The 13,968-nt window shown below is 64.3% G+C and carries 14 protein-coding genes; 3 read left to right on the top strand and 11 right to left on the bottom strand.

All coding sequences use genetic code 11. The features are described from left to right. The first annotated feature begins 18 nt into the window (after nucleotides 1-18). Complete coding sequence (locus QQK95_RS18440) at nucleotides 19-1,446, top strand: gamma-aminobutyraldehyde dehydrogenase (RefSeq protein ID WP_284275258.1); 1,428 nt, start codon at nucleotides 19-21, stop codon at nucleotides 1,444-1,446. A gap of 133 nt (nucleotides 1,447-1,579) precedes the next feature. On the opposite strand, the gene QQK95_RS18435 is transcribed toward QQK95_RS18440, so the two are convergent. From QQK95_RS18435 to QQK95_RS18390, 10 genes are all read right to left on the bottom strand, one after another. Continuing rightward, nucleotides 1,580-1,894 carry a hypothetical protein gene (locus tag QQK95_RS18435; RefSeq protein WP_284275256.1) on the bottom strand — a complete coding sequence of 105 codons (315 nt, stop codon included), beginning with the start codon at nucleotides 1,892-1,894 and terminating at the stop codon, nucleotides 1,580-1,582. Between the two features lie 7 nt (nucleotides 1,895-1,901). Further along, a complete protein-coding gene (locus QQK95_RS18430; RefSeq protein WP_258591518.1) occupies nucleotides 1,902-2,264 on the bottom strand; it encodes a nuclear transport factor 2 family protein in 363 nt (120 codons plus the stop codon). A gap of 84 nt (nucleotides 2,265-2,348) precedes the next feature. Further along, nucleotides 2,349-2,828, bottom strand: a complete 480-nt coding sequence (locus QQK95_RS18425) for a carboxymuconolactone decarboxylase family protein (RefSeq protein ID WP_284275250.1) — start codon at nucleotides 2,826-2,828, stop codon at nucleotides 2,349-2,351. 110 nt (nucleotides 2,829-2,938) lie between these two features. Next, entirely contained in the window at nucleotides 2,939-4,492 is a 1,554-nt protein-coding gene (locus tag QQK95_RS18420; RefSeq protein ID WP_284275249.1) for an alpha/beta fold hydrolase, read from the bottom strand. Between the two features lie 115 nt (nucleotides 4,493-4,607). Continuing rightward, complete coding sequence (locus QQK95_RS18415) at nucleotides 4,608-4,916, bottom strand: formate dehydrogenase subunit delta (protein ID WP_284275247.1); 309 nt, start codon at nucleotides 4,914-4,916, stop codon at nucleotides 4,608-4,610. Beyond that, nucleotides 4,906-5,736 carry a formate dehydrogenase accessory sulfurtransferase FdhD gene (gene fdhD, locus QQK95_RS18410; RefSeq protein WP_284275245.1) on the bottom strand — a complete coding sequence of 277 codons (831 nt, stop codon included), beginning with the start codon at nucleotides 5,734-5,736 and terminating at the stop codon, nucleotides 4,906-4,908. Before fdhD ends, QQK95_RS18415 begins: the two co-directional genes overlap by 11 nt. A 2-nt stretch (nucleotides 5,737-5,738) precedes the next feature. Continuing rightward, nucleotides 5,739-8,651, bottom strand: a complete 2,913-nt coding sequence (gene fdhF, locus QQK95_RS18405; RefSeq protein WP_284275243.1) for a formate dehydrogenase subunit alpha — start codon at nucleotides 8,649-8,651, stop codon at nucleotides 5,739-5,741. Between the two features lie 10 nt (nucleotides 8,652-8,661). Further along, complete coding sequence (locus QQK95_RS18400) at nucleotides 8,662-10,218, bottom strand: formate dehydrogenase beta subunit (RefSeq protein WP_284275241.1); 1,557 nt, start codon at nucleotides 10,216-10,218, stop codon at nucleotides 8,662-8,664. After that, the gene (locus tag QQK95_RS18395; protein WP_019862961.1) at nucleotides 10,215-10,694 is read right to left on the bottom strand and encodes a formate dehydrogenase subunit gamma; all 480 of its coding nucleotides are present in this window, start codon (nucleotides 10,692-10,694) and stop codon (nucleotides 10,215-10,217) included. Before QQK95_RS18395 ends, QQK95_RS18400 begins: the two co-directional genes overlap by 4 nt. A 135-nt stretch (nucleotides 10,695-10,829) precedes the next feature. After that, nucleotides 10,830-11,729, bottom strand: coding sequence for a LysR family transcriptional regulator (locus QQK95_RS18390; protein ID WP_284275238.1), 900 nt, complete (start codon nucleotides 11,727-11,729; stop codon nucleotides 10,830-10,832). A gap of 169 nt (nucleotides 11,730-11,898) precedes the next feature. On the opposite strand from QQK95_RS18390, the gene QQK95_RS18385 reads away from it, so the two are divergent. After that, a complete protein-coding gene (locus QQK95_RS18385) occupies nucleotides 11,899-12,540 on the top strand; it encodes a DUF47 domain-containing protein (RefSeq protein ID WP_143976066.1) in 642 nt (213 codons plus the stop codon). A 3-nt stretch (nucleotides 12,541-12,543) separates the two neighbouring features. After that, a complete protein-coding gene (locus QQK95_RS18380; RefSeq protein WP_284275233.1) occupies nucleotides 12,544-13,548 on the top strand; it encodes an inorganic phosphate transporter in 1,005 nt (334 codons plus the stop codon). A gap of 16 nt (nucleotides 13,549-13,564) precedes the next feature. Here QQK95_RS18380 and QQK95_RS18375 read toward each other — a convergent pair whose 3' ends face one another. Continuing rightward, a complete protein-coding gene (locus QQK95_RS18375) occupies nucleotides 13,565-13,942 on the bottom strand; it encodes a VOC family protein (protein ID WP_284275231.1) in 378 nt (125 codons plus the stop codon). Nucleotides 13,943-13,968: the final 26 nt, after the last annotated feature.

The raw sequence follows: 13,968 nt of genomic DNA, 5'->3' as shown, positions 1-13,968 counted from the left end.
CGTAAGGGAGAGACGTCCATGGACACCCAGATGCTGATCGGCTCGAAATTCGAGAACGGCGCAGAGACCGAGGAGCCGATCCTCAATCCGAAGACCGGGGCGACCATTCTCAACCTGCCCGAGGCCAGCCAGGCGCAGATCGAGGCGGCGGTGGCGGCCGCCGAGAAGGCGTTCGTCTCGTGGTCGCGCACGACGCCGGCGCAGCGGTCTGGCTATCTCCTCAAGATTGCCGACCGCATCGAGGCCGAGGCCAAGGAGTTCGCCGCGCTCGAGGCGCTGAACTGCGGCAAGCCGATCAATGCTGTGCTCAATGACGAGATTCCGGCGATCGTCGACTGCTACCGCTTCTTCGCTGGCGCGGTCCGTTCGATGCCGGGCGTTGTCGCTGGCGAATATCTGCCCGGCCACACCTCGATGGTGCGACGCGACCCGATCGGCATCGTCGCCTCGATCGCGCCCTGGAACTACCCGCTGATGATGATGGCCTGGAAGCTGGCGCCGGCTATCGGGGGCGGCAACACCGTCGTCTTTAAACCCTCGGAGCAGACGCCGCTGACGGCGCTGAAACTGGCCAGGATCCTGGCAGACATCCTGCCCCAAGGCGTGGTCAATGTCGTGCTCGGCCGCGGTGACAGCGTCGGCAACGCGCTGATCAACCATGCCAAGATCAACATGATCTCGATCACCGGCGACGTCGCCACCGGCAAGAAGGTGCTGCAGGCGGCCGCCAAATCGGTCAAGCGCACGCATCTCGAACTCGGCGGCAAGGCGCCGGTCATCGTCTTCGACGACGCCGACCTTGGCGCGGTGGTCAACGGCCTGCGCGCCTTCGGCTACTACAATGCCGGCCAGGATTGCACCGCCGCCTGCCGCATCTATGCCGGCAAGAAGATCTACGACAAGCTCGTCGCCGATCTGTCCTCGGCGGTCTCGACCATCAAGTACAACCAGCCGGACGACACCGAAAACGAGATCGGTCCGCTGATCTCGCGCCGCCAGCGCGACCGTGTTTCGAGCTTCGTCGAACGCGCCTCGGAATTGAATCATATCGAGATCACCACCGGCGGCAAGCCGGGGGAGGGCACCGGCTTCTACTATCAGCCGACCGTCGTCGCCGGCGCGCTGCAGGAGGACGAGATCGTGCGCCGCGAAGTGTTCGGCCCGGTCGTCTCGATCACCCGTTTCACCGAAGTCGACGAGGCGGTGAACTGGGCCAATGACAGCGACTATGGCCTGGCGTCATCCGTGTGGACCAAGGACGTCTCGCGCGCCATGGCGACGGCGGCGCGCCTGCAATATGGCTGCACATGGATCAACACCCATTTCATGCTGACCAACGAGATGCCGCATGGCGGTCTGAAACAGTCCGGCTACGGCAAGGACATGTCGCTCTATGCACTGGAAGATTATACCGCCGTGCGGCATGTGATGGTGGCACACGCGTAGCGCATTCCTTCTCCCGTTCACGGGAGAAGGTGGCCCGAAGGGCCGGATGAGGGGCGGCGCAAACCTTGCGAAGGCTGGCTCCGCCCCTCATCTGCCTGCCGGCGTCTTCTCCCCATGAACGGGGAGAAGACCGCTATTCGACGATGCGATAGATGTTCCACAGGCTGCTGCCCGACACGACATAGGGCTCCATCTCCTTGCCCCATCTGGCGTGTGCGTCGATCTTGCCGATCTTGGCGAACATCGCCTCCAACTGGGCCAGGCTTTCGACCTGGTGATGCGTTTCGATCGTCGCCTCGCGTGCGCCGATCGATCCGGTCATGATCTGGAACTTCAACTCGGCGAGGCCGACCTGCGAGCCGATCTCGCGTTCCCATTTCTTCAACAGGTCGAGCACGGCCTGTTTATGCCCAAACTTGGCGTCGATCTGCCATCTGGCGCTGAACATGGCTGCCTCACTCGTCCCAGGCCTGCACGACGGTCTGCCGCGCGATCCGCCCGTTCTTCAGCTCCAGCATCGCGGCGGCGAACACTTTCGTGCCGTCCGGATAGGCGCAGGCCTGCGTGAAGGCCAGGCTGTCGCCATCGGCGATCGTGGTGTCGACCTTGTGGGTCATCGCCCGGCTGCAGATGTCGTCCCAGAAGGTGGCGATCGCCGCGCGCCCGCGGACTTCGCGCGGCTTGCTCGGCGGGTTGTTGCGGTCGATCACCCGCACCAGCGCGTCATCGGCATAGAAGCTCGACAGCATCTTGCCGTCCCGGGATTCGATCGCCTTCTTGATTGCCGCGCCATCCACGGCTTGTGTCTTGGTCAGCATTTCATCCTCCATGTGCCCGTCTTCACGATCGGGCGGTTGATATTCAGCAGGCGCTGCCCGACGCTCACCGCCAGGCAGGGATTTTCACTGCGACTTCGCCTTGACGGCCGCGAAGACGTCGTCGGTCTGCTTCTTGAAAGTGGCGAGATCGACCTGGCTGCCATTGAGCATCGTCGACCAGTGGCGCACGATCGCCGCCATCGCGATCGTTTCCTTGATTTCCTCGTCGCTCGCGCCATTGAGCTTGGCCGCCTCGGTGTGGAAATAGATGCAGTACTGGCAAGGTATCTGCGCAGCCACCGCAAGGCCCATCAGTTCCTTGGTCTTGCCGTCGAGCGCGGTCTTGGGGTTGAGCTGTACGCCTTTGATTTCCGCCCAGGCGCCGGCGACCGCCACGTCGGGCAGTGTCCTAAACATGTCCGGCACCGAGCCGAGCGTCGCCTGGATGTCCTTGTAGGCGGCTGTCGCCGACGCATCCTCGGCCTTTGCGGGAGTGATCGTGAACAGCGCGCCAATGCCTGCCGCGATCACAGATGATCTGACGTTCAGTTTTGACTTGAGCATTTCATCCTCCGTTCGCAGTGCCCTTCCCGGCGATATCCACCTTGGCCTGCATGAGGGAATTGATAGCGCTTGCATCGGCGCGCCCGCTTCGCCCGAAAGCGCCATGGCCCTCATGGCCCATCCGGGCCAGCGTGCCGGACCGAGAATACCGCCGCCGCCGCTCGCGACGGCAGGTCGAGCTTGAGCAATATGTTGGCGACGTGGCGCTTGACCGTGTGTTCGCTCAGCCTGAGTTCGGCTGCAATCGCGGCATTGCTCTTGCCGTCGGCGATCAGGCTCACCACCTCGCTTTCCCTCGCAGTCAGCACGGCCGGTTCGGTCGCTTTGGTCCTGGCGCGGCAGTCAGGCTCCAGATGCTGTTCCGACATTGCCCGCACCAGCGCCATCGGCTCGTCCAGATCGTCCAGCGTGACCCGGCTGGCGTCTTCGAAATGCAGGCCCGAGCCGGTTGCCAGATCGGCGACCAGCCGCGACGCTAGGATATCGCCCCGGCTGGCGTGCGCGGCGATCTGCATCGTCACGCGGGCCGTCAGCCCCACTGGCGGCCCGCGCAACTCGATCTCCCCGACATGCGCGCCCTGCGCGCTGGCCACGCCGATCCCTTGCGCTGCCTCGCGCAGCGCCGCCGCACAGCGTATGGCGCGCGCCGGTCCATCGAAACGCGAAATCATCATCTCGCCCTGCGTACCCAGCGCTCGGCCGCCATGGCGCCCGACCAGCAACCGCCAGGTTTCCTGGAAGCGCTCGCTGCGTTCGCTCCACATACGGTCGCCCATCCGCGTCGTATCGTAGATACGCGTCACCAGAAGTGCCGCCAGCACGCGGTCCGCTTCGGCGACGGCGCGCTCGCCGGTCAGGAACTCCTCGATCAGGTCGGCGACCCGGTCGACATCGCCGGTCCAGATCGGATGGTCGCGCCCCGGAATCTCGACCAGCCGCGCATTCGGGATTTTCTTGGCCAGGAAGCGGCTGGCGTCGGGATCGACCCGCGCATCGTTGCGGCGATGGATCAGCAGCGTCGGCGCGCTGATCGCCGCCAGCACACCACGCACGTCGATTTCCGCATTCATTCGCGCCAGTGCCGCCGCTGCCGTCGGACTCGCCGACAGCCGCTCGAAACGCGCCCACCACTGGGTGAAATGCGCGTCGTCGACCCGGCCCGGCGCGAAATTCGGCAAGGTGGCTCCGGTTCCCCAGGCCGTCTCGGCCGTGGCGATGAAGGCATTGAGGCGTTCGGGCGGCATCACCCATTTGTGGAAATGCGCATAGCCGCCATAGAGCGCCAGCGCCCGCGTCCGCTCGGGATAGGTGGCGGCGAACAGCATTGCCATCGGCGCGCCTTCTGAAGCGCCAAGCAGCGCGGCACGACCACTGCCGGCGGCGTCCATCACCGCGCGCACATCGTCCATGCGCGTTTCAAGACTGGGCAGGTTGTGCGCATCGACACGGTCGGAAAGGCCGGTGCCGCGCTTGTCGAACAGGATCAGCCGCGAGAACGCCGAAAGCCGCCTCAAGAGCCTTGTATAGCCCTCGTCTTCCCAATGCAGGTCGAGATTGGAAATGAAGCCCGGGACAAAGACAAGATCAAACGAACCCTGGCCGACCACCTGATAGGCGATCCGCGCCTCGCCACTGAGGGCATATCGGGTCTCGATCGGCCTCACGAGTTTCTTCCGCCCGGCCTGACGATTTCTGATCGTCAACCATAGCAGAGCCGCGCCAACAGCGGCAGCTCAAACTTTAGCGAAAGTGAATGTAAGCGTGGACGGCCCGTTGCGGCTACTTTTGCGACGCCGCGACGTCGGCCGGGAAGGGCTTGAGCCCGAGCTTCAGATCGGCCTCGGCTGGCGTGATCGGCCGCTTGATCCTGGCCGATGCGGCCACGACGAGTTCGTCGAAGCCTTCGCCTGCGTCGAGCAGTTCGAAGAACTGCCGCCGCATCCTCGGTTCCCAGAATTTGTTGATGTGCTCGGCGACGCCGGCAACACCTTCCTCGCGCGACTTGGAATGGAAGAAGGCCGCGATCTGGTTGGCCATGCGCACCAGCTTTTCGCGGGTGCTGGTGATGTGATCTTCGTCATGCGACATGCTGGGCAACTCCCAAAACCACCCGGTCGGGGTGGGTGAAAACATCGAAATCCTCGCCGCGCACCAGCGCCACCAGTGTCATGCCGGCCTCATCGGCCGTGCGGATGGCAAGCGCGGTCGGCGCCGAGACGGCGATGATGAAGGCGGAGCCGATCGCCGCCGTCTTCTGCACCATTTCCACCGACACGCGCGACGTCACCACGACGGCGCCCGACGCGCCGTCGATGCCGGCCTTGGCCAGCGCGCCGGCCAGCTTGTCCAGCGCATTGTGGCGGCCGACATCCTCGCGCGCCATCACGATGCCCTTGCCGGGAATATAGAAGCCGGCGGCATGCACGGCTCCGGTTTCCTGATGCAGCGGCTGCACCTTCGACAATAGCTTGACGGAGCGGACGATGTCGTCGGCATCAAGCGTAAGTTTTGACGCACCAACGGCGTCGACGGAGCGCATCGCTTCCTCGATGGATTCAATGCCGCACAGCCCGCAGCCAACCGGCCCGGCAAGCCTGCGCCGCCGCGCCTCGAAGCGTGTATTGGCCCGGTCCTTCAGCCGGATCTGGATATCGACGCCGGCGCCATGATCCTCGACCTCGATCGCCTCGATTTCTTGGGGGTCGGCAATGATGCCTTCCGTCAGCGAGAAGCCGAGCGCGAAATCCTCGAAATCGGCGGGGCTCGCCATCATCACCGCATGGGTGGTGCCGGCAAAGGAAAACGCCACCGGCGTCTCCTCCGGCACCATGCGGTTGGCAATAGCCGTACCGCCGGCGCGGTGCGCCAGCCGCGATGTCTCGGTCGTTGCTCTGCGGCGCGCGGCCACGGCTACTCCGCCGCCTGCAGCGAGGCGATGCGGCGGCTGTTCCTGGCCTGCTCATCGTACTCGCGCTGCCAGTCAGACGGGCCGTTCGAGGCACCGACCTGCACTGCCGTCACCTTGTACTCCGGACAGTTGGTCGCCCAGTCCGAGAAGTCGGTGGTGATGACGTTGGCTTGCGTGTCCGGATGGTGGAAGGTGGTGTAGACCACGCCTGGCGACACCCGGTCGGTGATCAGCGCCCGCAGCGTCGTCTCGCCCGAACGGCTGGTCAGCCGCACCCAATCGCCATCGCGCAGGCCGCGGTTCTCGGCGTCGTGCGGGTGGATCTCCAGACGGTCTTCCGAGTGCCACATGACGTTGTCGGTGCGCCGCGTCTGCGCGCCGACATTGTACTGGCTGAGGATGCGGCCGGTGGTCAAAAGCAGCGGGAAGCGCGGCCCGGTCCTTTCGTCCGTCGCCACATATTCGGTGCGGATGAACTTGCCCTTGCCGCGCACGAAGCCGTCTATGTGCATGATCGGCGTGCCGAGCGGGGCCTTCTCGTTGCACGGCCACTGCACCGAGCCGACGCGGTCAAGCAACTCGAAGGAGACATTGGCGAAGCTCGGTGTCGTCTGGGCGATCTCGTCCATGATCTGCGACGGATGCGTGTAGTTCCAGTCGAGCCCGATCGCGCGGGCAAGCTCCTGCGTCGCTTGCCAGTCGGCATAGCGCGCCTTCGGTTCCAGCACCTTGCGCACCATGTTGATGCGGCGCTCGGCATTGGTGAAGGTGCCGTCCTTTTCCAGGAAGGTCGAACCCGGCAGGAAGACATGCGCGTAGTTCGCCGTCTCGTTGAGGAAGAGATCGTGCACGACGACGCATTCCATGGCGGCGAGACCGCCCGCGACATGCTTGGTGTCGGGGTCGGACTGCAATATGTCCTCGCCCTGGATGTAGATGCCCTTGAAGGAGCCGTCGACGGCGGCGTCCAGCATGTTGGGGATGCGCAGGCCGGGTTCGTCGTCCAGCTTCACGCCCCACAGGCTCTCATAGATGTCGCGCACGGCTTCGCCGGAGATATGGCGATAGCCGGGCAATTCGTGCGGGAAGGAGCCCATGTCGCACGAGCCCTGCACATTGTTCTGGCCGCGCAGCGGGTTCACGCCGACGCCCGGCCGGCCGATATTGCCGGTGGCCATTGCAAGGTTGGCGATCGCCATCACCGTGGTCGAGCCCTGGCTGTGCTCGGTGACGCCGAGGCCGTAATAGATCGCGCCATTGCCGCCCTTGGCGTAGAGCCGCGCGGCGCCCCGGATCAGTTCCGGGTCGACGCCGGAAAGCTTGCCGACGATCTCGGGGCTGTTCTCCGGCAACGCAACGAAGGACGCCCAGTCCTGAAACTCCGTCCAGTCGCAGCGTTCGCGGATGAAGGCTTCGTCGAAAAGCCCTTCGGTGACGATGACATGCGCCAGCGACGTCAGCACCGCCACGTTGGTGCCGGGCTTCAGCGGCAGATGATAGTCGGCCTCGATATGCGCCGACTTGACCATCTCGGTGCGGCGCGGATCGAGCACGATCAGCTTGGCGCCCTGGCGCAGCCGCTTCTTGAGGCGCGAGGCGAACACCGGATGGGCGGAAACCGGATTGGCGCCGATGACGACGGCGACGTCGGTGAATTCGACGGAGTCGAAATCCTGCGTGCCGGCCGAGGTGCCGTAGGTCTGGCCGAGCCCGTAGCCGGTCGGCGAATGGCAGACGCGGGCACAGGTGTCGACATTGTTGTTGCGGAAACCCTGCCGCACCAGCTTCTGGACGAGATAGGTCTCCTCATTGGTGCAGCGTGAGGAGGTGATGCCGCCGATCGAGGTGCGGCCGTACTGGTACTGGATCCGGCGGAATTCCTTGGCCGTGTGGGCGATCGCCTCTTCCCAGCTCACTTCGCGCCACGGGTCGGAGATCTTCTCGCGGATCATCGGCGACAGGATACGGTCCTTGTGGGTGGCGTAGCCATAGGCGAAACGGCCCTTGACGCAGCTATGGCCGTGGTTCGCCTTGCCGTCCTTGTAGGGCACCATGCGGATGACTTCGTCATCCTTCACTTCGGCCTTGAACGAGCAGCCGACGCCGCAATAGGCGCAGGTGGTGACGGCCGAGCGTTCCGGCATGCCCTTCTCGAGCACCGTCTTCTCGCGCAGCGCGTCGGTCGGGCAGGCCTGCACGCAGGCGCCGCAGGACACGCATTCTGAAGCGATGAAATCCTCATGCATGCCGGCGACCATGCGCGATTCGAAACCGCGGCCCTCGATGGTCAGCGCGAAGGTGCCCTGCACCTCCTCGCACGCCCGCACGCAGCGCGAGCAGACGATGCACTGCGCCGGATCATAGGTGAAATAAGGATTGGATTCGTCGCGGGCGATGTAGTCGACCGCCAGCGAGCCATGGCCAGGCGCCACGCCGTCTTCCTGCTTGACGTGGTTGCGGCCCTCGACGCCGTAGCGGTTCTCGGTCAGGCCGACCGACTTCGCCACCGTGTCGAATTCGCTGGCGCCGGTGCCGGCCTTCTCGTTCCAGCCGGTCGGATGGTCGGAGACGTAAAGCTCCATGACGCCGCGGCGGATGGCGTCGAGCCGATCGGACTGCGTGCGCACCACCATGCCTTCACCGACAGGCGTCGTGCAGGACGCCGGAGTGCCACCACGCCCTTCGATCTCGACCAGGCAGACGCGGCACGAGCCGAAGGAGTCCAGCATGTCGGTGGCGCAGAGTTTCGGAATCTCGACCCCGCCTTCCATCGCCGCGCGCATGATCGAGGTGCCTTCCGGCACGGTGATGCTGCGGCCGTCGACGTTCAGCGTGACCTGCTTTTGCGCCCGTGACTCCGGGGTTCCGTAGTCGATCTCTTCGACCAGCGATGGGAAGTCGGCCTTGATGTTCATCTGCCAGCTCCTATTCAGCAGCCACGCGCGCCGGCGCGGGCTTGAAATCTTCGGGGAAATGCGTGATCGAACTCATCACCGGATAGGGCGTGAAGCCGCCCAGCGCGCACAGCGAACCGAACTTCATCGTGTTGCAGAGGTCGGTGACCAGAGCGAGGTTCTTTTCCGGCTCGATGCCGGCGGCAAGCCTGTCGATGGTCTCGACGCCGCGCGTCGAGCCGATGCGGCAGGGCGTGCACTTGCCGCAGCTTTCGATGGCGCAGAATTCCATGGCGAAGCGCGCCTGCTTCAGCATGTCGGCGGTGTCGTCGAACACGGTAATGCCGGCATGGCCGATCAGCCCGTCGCGCTTGGCGAATTCCTCGTAGTCGAACGGCGTGTCGAACAGGGCGCGCGGGAAATAGGCGCCAAGCGGACCGCCGACCTGTACCGCCTTCACCGGACGGCCAGTTGCCGTGCCGCCGCCGATGTCGTCGACGATCTCGCCGAGCGTCAGGCCGAAAGCGGTCTCGAACAGGCCGCCCTGCTTGACGTTGCCGGCGATCTGGATCGGGATGGTGCCGCGCGAGCGGCCCATGCCGAAATCCTTGTAGAAGGCCGCACCCTTATCCATGATGATGGGCACCGAGGCCAGGCTGATGACGTTGTTGATCACCGTCGGCTTGCCGAACAGGCCCTGGATGGCCGGCAGCGGGGGCTTGGCGCGCACCACGCCGCGCTTGCCTTCCAGGCTGTTCAGCAGCGAGGTTTCCTCGCCGCAGACATAGGCGCCGGCGCCGACGCGGATTTCCATGTCGAATGCGTTGGGCGAACCCAGCACGTTGACGCCGAGCACGCCGGCCTTGCGGGCGATTTCGACGGCCTTGTTCATTGTCGCCACCGCATGCGGATATTCCGAGCGGATATAGACGAAGCCCTTGGTCGCCCCGGTGGCGACGCCGGCGATCGTCATGCCTTCGATCAGCACGAAGGGGTCGCCTTCCATGATCATGCGGTCGGCGAAAGTGGCGCTATCGCCCTCATCGGCGTTGCAGACGATGTATTTGCGCTCGGATGTCGTATCCAGCACCGTCTTCCACTTGATGCCGGTCGGGAAGCCGGCGCCGCCGCGGCCGCGCAGGCCCGAATCCGTAACCTGCTTGACAATGTCGGCCGGTGCCATGGCGACGGCGTTCTGCAGCCCCTTGAGCCCGCCTAGCGACTTGTAGGCGTCGAGCGACAGCGGGTCGTTGATGCCGCAGCGGGCGAAGGTCAGCCGGGTCTGCTTGGCCAGGAACGGGATCTTGTCGGGCGCGCCGAGCCAGCGCTTGTGGTGGCCACCGGTGAGGAAGCCGCTGTCGAACAGGCTCTTGACGTCGGAAGGCTTGACCGGTCCGTAGGCGACGCGACCATTGGCAGTCGCCACTTCGACCATCGGCTCGAGGAAATAGGCGCCGCGCGATCCGTTGCGCACGATCTTGGCCTCGATGCCTCGCTCTGCTAGTTCCTTGGCGATCGCCTTGGCGACCTTTTCAGCGCCGAGCGCCAGCGCACCGGAATCGCCGGGAATGTAGATGCGGGGGATCATGAGCGCACCTCGGCAAGGATCTCGTCGATCTTCTCGTCATCGAGCCGCCCGATCACCTCGCCGTCCAGCATCGCCGACGGCGAACAGGCGCAAAGCCCGAGGCAATAGACCGGCTCGAGTGTAACCGATCCGTCGCGGGTGGTCTCGTGGAAACCGATGCCTAGCAACTGCTTGATCTTGGCGGCGACGGCATCCGAGCCCATCGACTGGCAGGCTTCGGCCTGGCAGAGCTTCAGCACATGCCGCCCGGCCGGCCGGGCACGGAAATCATGATAGAAGGTGACGACGCCGTGCACCTCGGCCCTGGAGAGGTTCAGCCCATCGGCGATGACCGGCAGCGCCGCCTGCGGCACATGGCCGAATTCTTCCTGGATCTCGTGCAGGATCGGCAGCAACGGGCCTTCGAGGCCCTTCAACTCTTGGATAATCGCCGCCGTGCGCGATGCGATCTCGGTACTTGCAGGCTGCATCGTCATGCAGCGCCCTCCCTGGTCGGTAGCGTTCTAGCGCTAAGTCGTTACAAAAACAGAGGAAACCAGCGAAATCAATAAAGCTGATCCGTCGCTTGATAGAAATCTTCTATCGAGCACGCTCAGCCGCCATTCTCTACCCTAGCGGTGGGCGCGGAAATCGTCTGCCAGCGCCATTGCCTCGTCCAGCAGCGCCTGGACGAGCGGCGTGTGCGGCTCGCGCGGCGCGGCCACCAGGCCGACCGTGTGGCTGGCGTCGGGCTCGACGATCGGAATGGCCCGGATCGGTTCTGAAAAGCCGAATGTTTCCGCAAGGTTGAGCGGCATGATCGACGACCATTTGCCGGTGCGGATGTGCGAGAACAGCACGATCATCGAGTTGGATTCCAACGTCGGCCGCACCTGAACGCCGGCCTCGGCCAGATGCTGGTCGATGATACGGCGGTTCTGCATGTCCGGCGTCAGCAGGCACAGCGGCAACCGGCTGATCTCGGCCCATGTCACTTTGTCGCGGTCGGAATAGGGATTTCCGACCGCCGTGATCAGCCGATAGCGCTCGTCATAGAGCGGCACGCTGGTCACCCGCCCGAGCGGCTCGTTGTCGAGATAGGTGATGCCGGCGTCGATGTCGAAATTGCCGAGCAGCGACAAGACTTCGATCGAGGTGCGCGACAGCACCGAGAAGGTGACGCCCGGATGCTTTTCGCGAAACGGCGTCGTCAGCCGCGCCACCATGGCCAGTGCCGTCGGGATGGCGGCAATGCGGATGCGCCCGGAAAGGCCATGGCGCGCCGCGCGCATCTCCTCGCGCATGGTCCTTGTATCGCCGACGATGCGGCGCGCCCAGACCAGCACCTGCTTGCCCTCAGGCGTCAGCCCCTGGAAACGCGACCCGCGATTGACCAGCATGACGCCGAGCTGCCCCTCCAGCTGCTTGAGGCCGGCCGACAGGGTCGGCTGGGTGACCCCACAGGCTTCCGCCGCCCGGCCGAAATGCTCTTCCTTGGCCAATGCGATGAAGAATTCGAGTTTGTCGATCATGCCATCCTTCCGGTCGTCACGCGCAGGCTCGGGGAAATTCTCCTTTGCCGCAAGCACCACGCGTAATCGTTCCGCATCCACATCTTTCAGCCGGCTTACTGTTTCCCGCAGCGTCATGCGGCGCTATGTCAATGAAACGGTCGTGAACCGGGCGCGATGGGAGACTGACATGCTGGGCTGGTTCCGCAAGCTGCTGCCGCGGGAAGATCGTTTCTTCGAGCTGTTCGAGCGGCATTCCCGCACCGTGGTCGGGGGCGCGGAAGCGCTGCAGCAGCTTCTCCAGGGCAAGGACATCGATCGCTGGTGCCAGAAGATCGTCGATCTCGAGGATGAGGCCGATCATATCACCGCGGAAGTCCTGCTTGCCGTGCGGCGCTCCTTCATCACGCCTTTCGATCGCGGCGACATCAAGGATCTGATCCAGTCGATGGATGACGCCATCGACATGATGCACAAGACCGTCAAGACGGTGAGGCTGTTCGAGAAAAGGGAGTTCGATCCGCTGATGCAGGAAATGGGCGCCGTCATCGTCGACGCCGCCCGGCTGGTCGCGGAAGCAATCCCGCTGCTTGCCAAGGTCGGCGCCAACAGCGCACGCCTCAATGCCCTTGCCGAGGAGGTGATGCGCGCCGAAGGCCGGGCCGACGATCTGCATGAGCAGGGCCTTAAGGATCTGTTCAGGCGCCATGGCCGCGGCGACGCGATGGCCTATCTCATCGGCAGCGAGATCTATGGCCAGCTGGAGAAGGTGGTCGACCGTTTCGAGGACGTCGCCAACGAGATCAGCGGCATCGTCATCGAGAACGTCTAGGCGATGGACGTCGCGATCGCTTTCCCCCTGCTGGCCGGCCTCGTCGCCGTCGCGCTATTCTTCGATTTTCTCAATGGCCTGCACGATGCGGCTAATTCCATAGCCACCATCGTTTCCACCCGCGTGCTCCGGCCGCAATATGCGGTGCTCTGGGCGGCCTTCTTCAACTTCATTGCCTTCATGTTCTTCGGCCTTCATGTCGCCGAGACCGTGGGGAAAGGCATCGTCGACGTCAGCATCGTCACGCCGGCGGTGATCTTCTCGGCCCTCGTCGGCGCCATCGTCTGGAACATCGTCACCTGGATCGCCGGCATCCCCTCGAGCAGTTCGCACGCGCTGATCGGCGGGCTGGTCGGTGCCGGCGTCGCAAAAGGGGGCATCGGTGCCATCGTCTGGTCGGGACTTGGCAAGACGGTCGCCGCGATCGTGCTCTCGCCGGCGACCGGGTTTGTCCTGGCGCTCGTCCTGATCCTGGTGGTTTCGTGGCTGTTCGTGCGCCAGACGCCGTTCGCCGTCGACAGCACCTTTCGCGTCCTGCAGTTCTTTTCCGCCTCGCTCTATTCGCTCGGCCACGGCGGCAACGATGCCCAGAAGACCATGGGCATCATCGCCGTGCTGCTCTATTCGCAAGGCATGCTCGGCGAGAAATTCTACGTGCCGCTGTGGGTCGTCCTGACCTGCCAGTCGGCGCTGGCGCTTGGCACGCTGTTGGGCGGCTGGCGGATCGTCCACACAATGGGTTCGAAGATCACCCGGCTCAACCCGATGCAGGGCTTCTGCGCCGAAACCGGCGGTGCCATCACGCTGTTCGCCGCCACCTGGCTCGGCGTTCCCGTATCGACCACCCATACGATTACCGGCGCCATCATCGGCGTCGGCGCGGCCCGCCGCGTCTCGGCCGTGCGCTGGGGCATCGCCGGCAACATCGTCATTGCCTGGATCGTCACCTTGCCGGCGACGGCGGCGATCTCGGCCCTCACTTATTTCGTCACGAACCTGGCAGGCTGACGCGGAGCGCCGAAGCCTATTTGTCGACGAGGTTCAGGATGTTGCCGTCCGGGTCCTTGAACCAGGCGACCTTCATGCCTTGGCCGACATGGATGTCGCCCTTGATCGTCAGGCCGGGCATTTCGTAATGCTCGAAGACAACGCCTTTCGATTTCAATGATTTGACGACAGTCTCGATCTGATCGCCCACCGTCCACGTCACTGCCGTCGCCTTGTTGGTACCTGCGAATTGCGAATGGTAGACATTGATGAGCGTGTCGCCGCTTTTGTAGACGACAAGCTCGCCGCCCATATCGTCGACCTGCCTGAGGCCTAGCGTGCCTTCATAGAAGGCCTTTGCCTTTGTCAGGTCCCTGACGGCGAGATTGGCCGTTGCGTTGCTGTTTTCGAGCATGACCGTCTCCTTCCCGGACCATCGTG

It is taken from the genome of Mesorhizobium huakuii (assembly GCF_030160235.1).
In the GTDB taxonomy this organism is placed as follows: domain Bacteria; phylum Pseudomonadota; class Alphaproteobacteria; order Rhizobiales; family Rhizobiaceae; genus Mesorhizobium; species Mesorhizobium huakuii.
The sequence above is the reverse complement of the archived record's forward strand: the minus strand, read 5'-3'. Positions and strand labels throughout refer to the sequence as shown.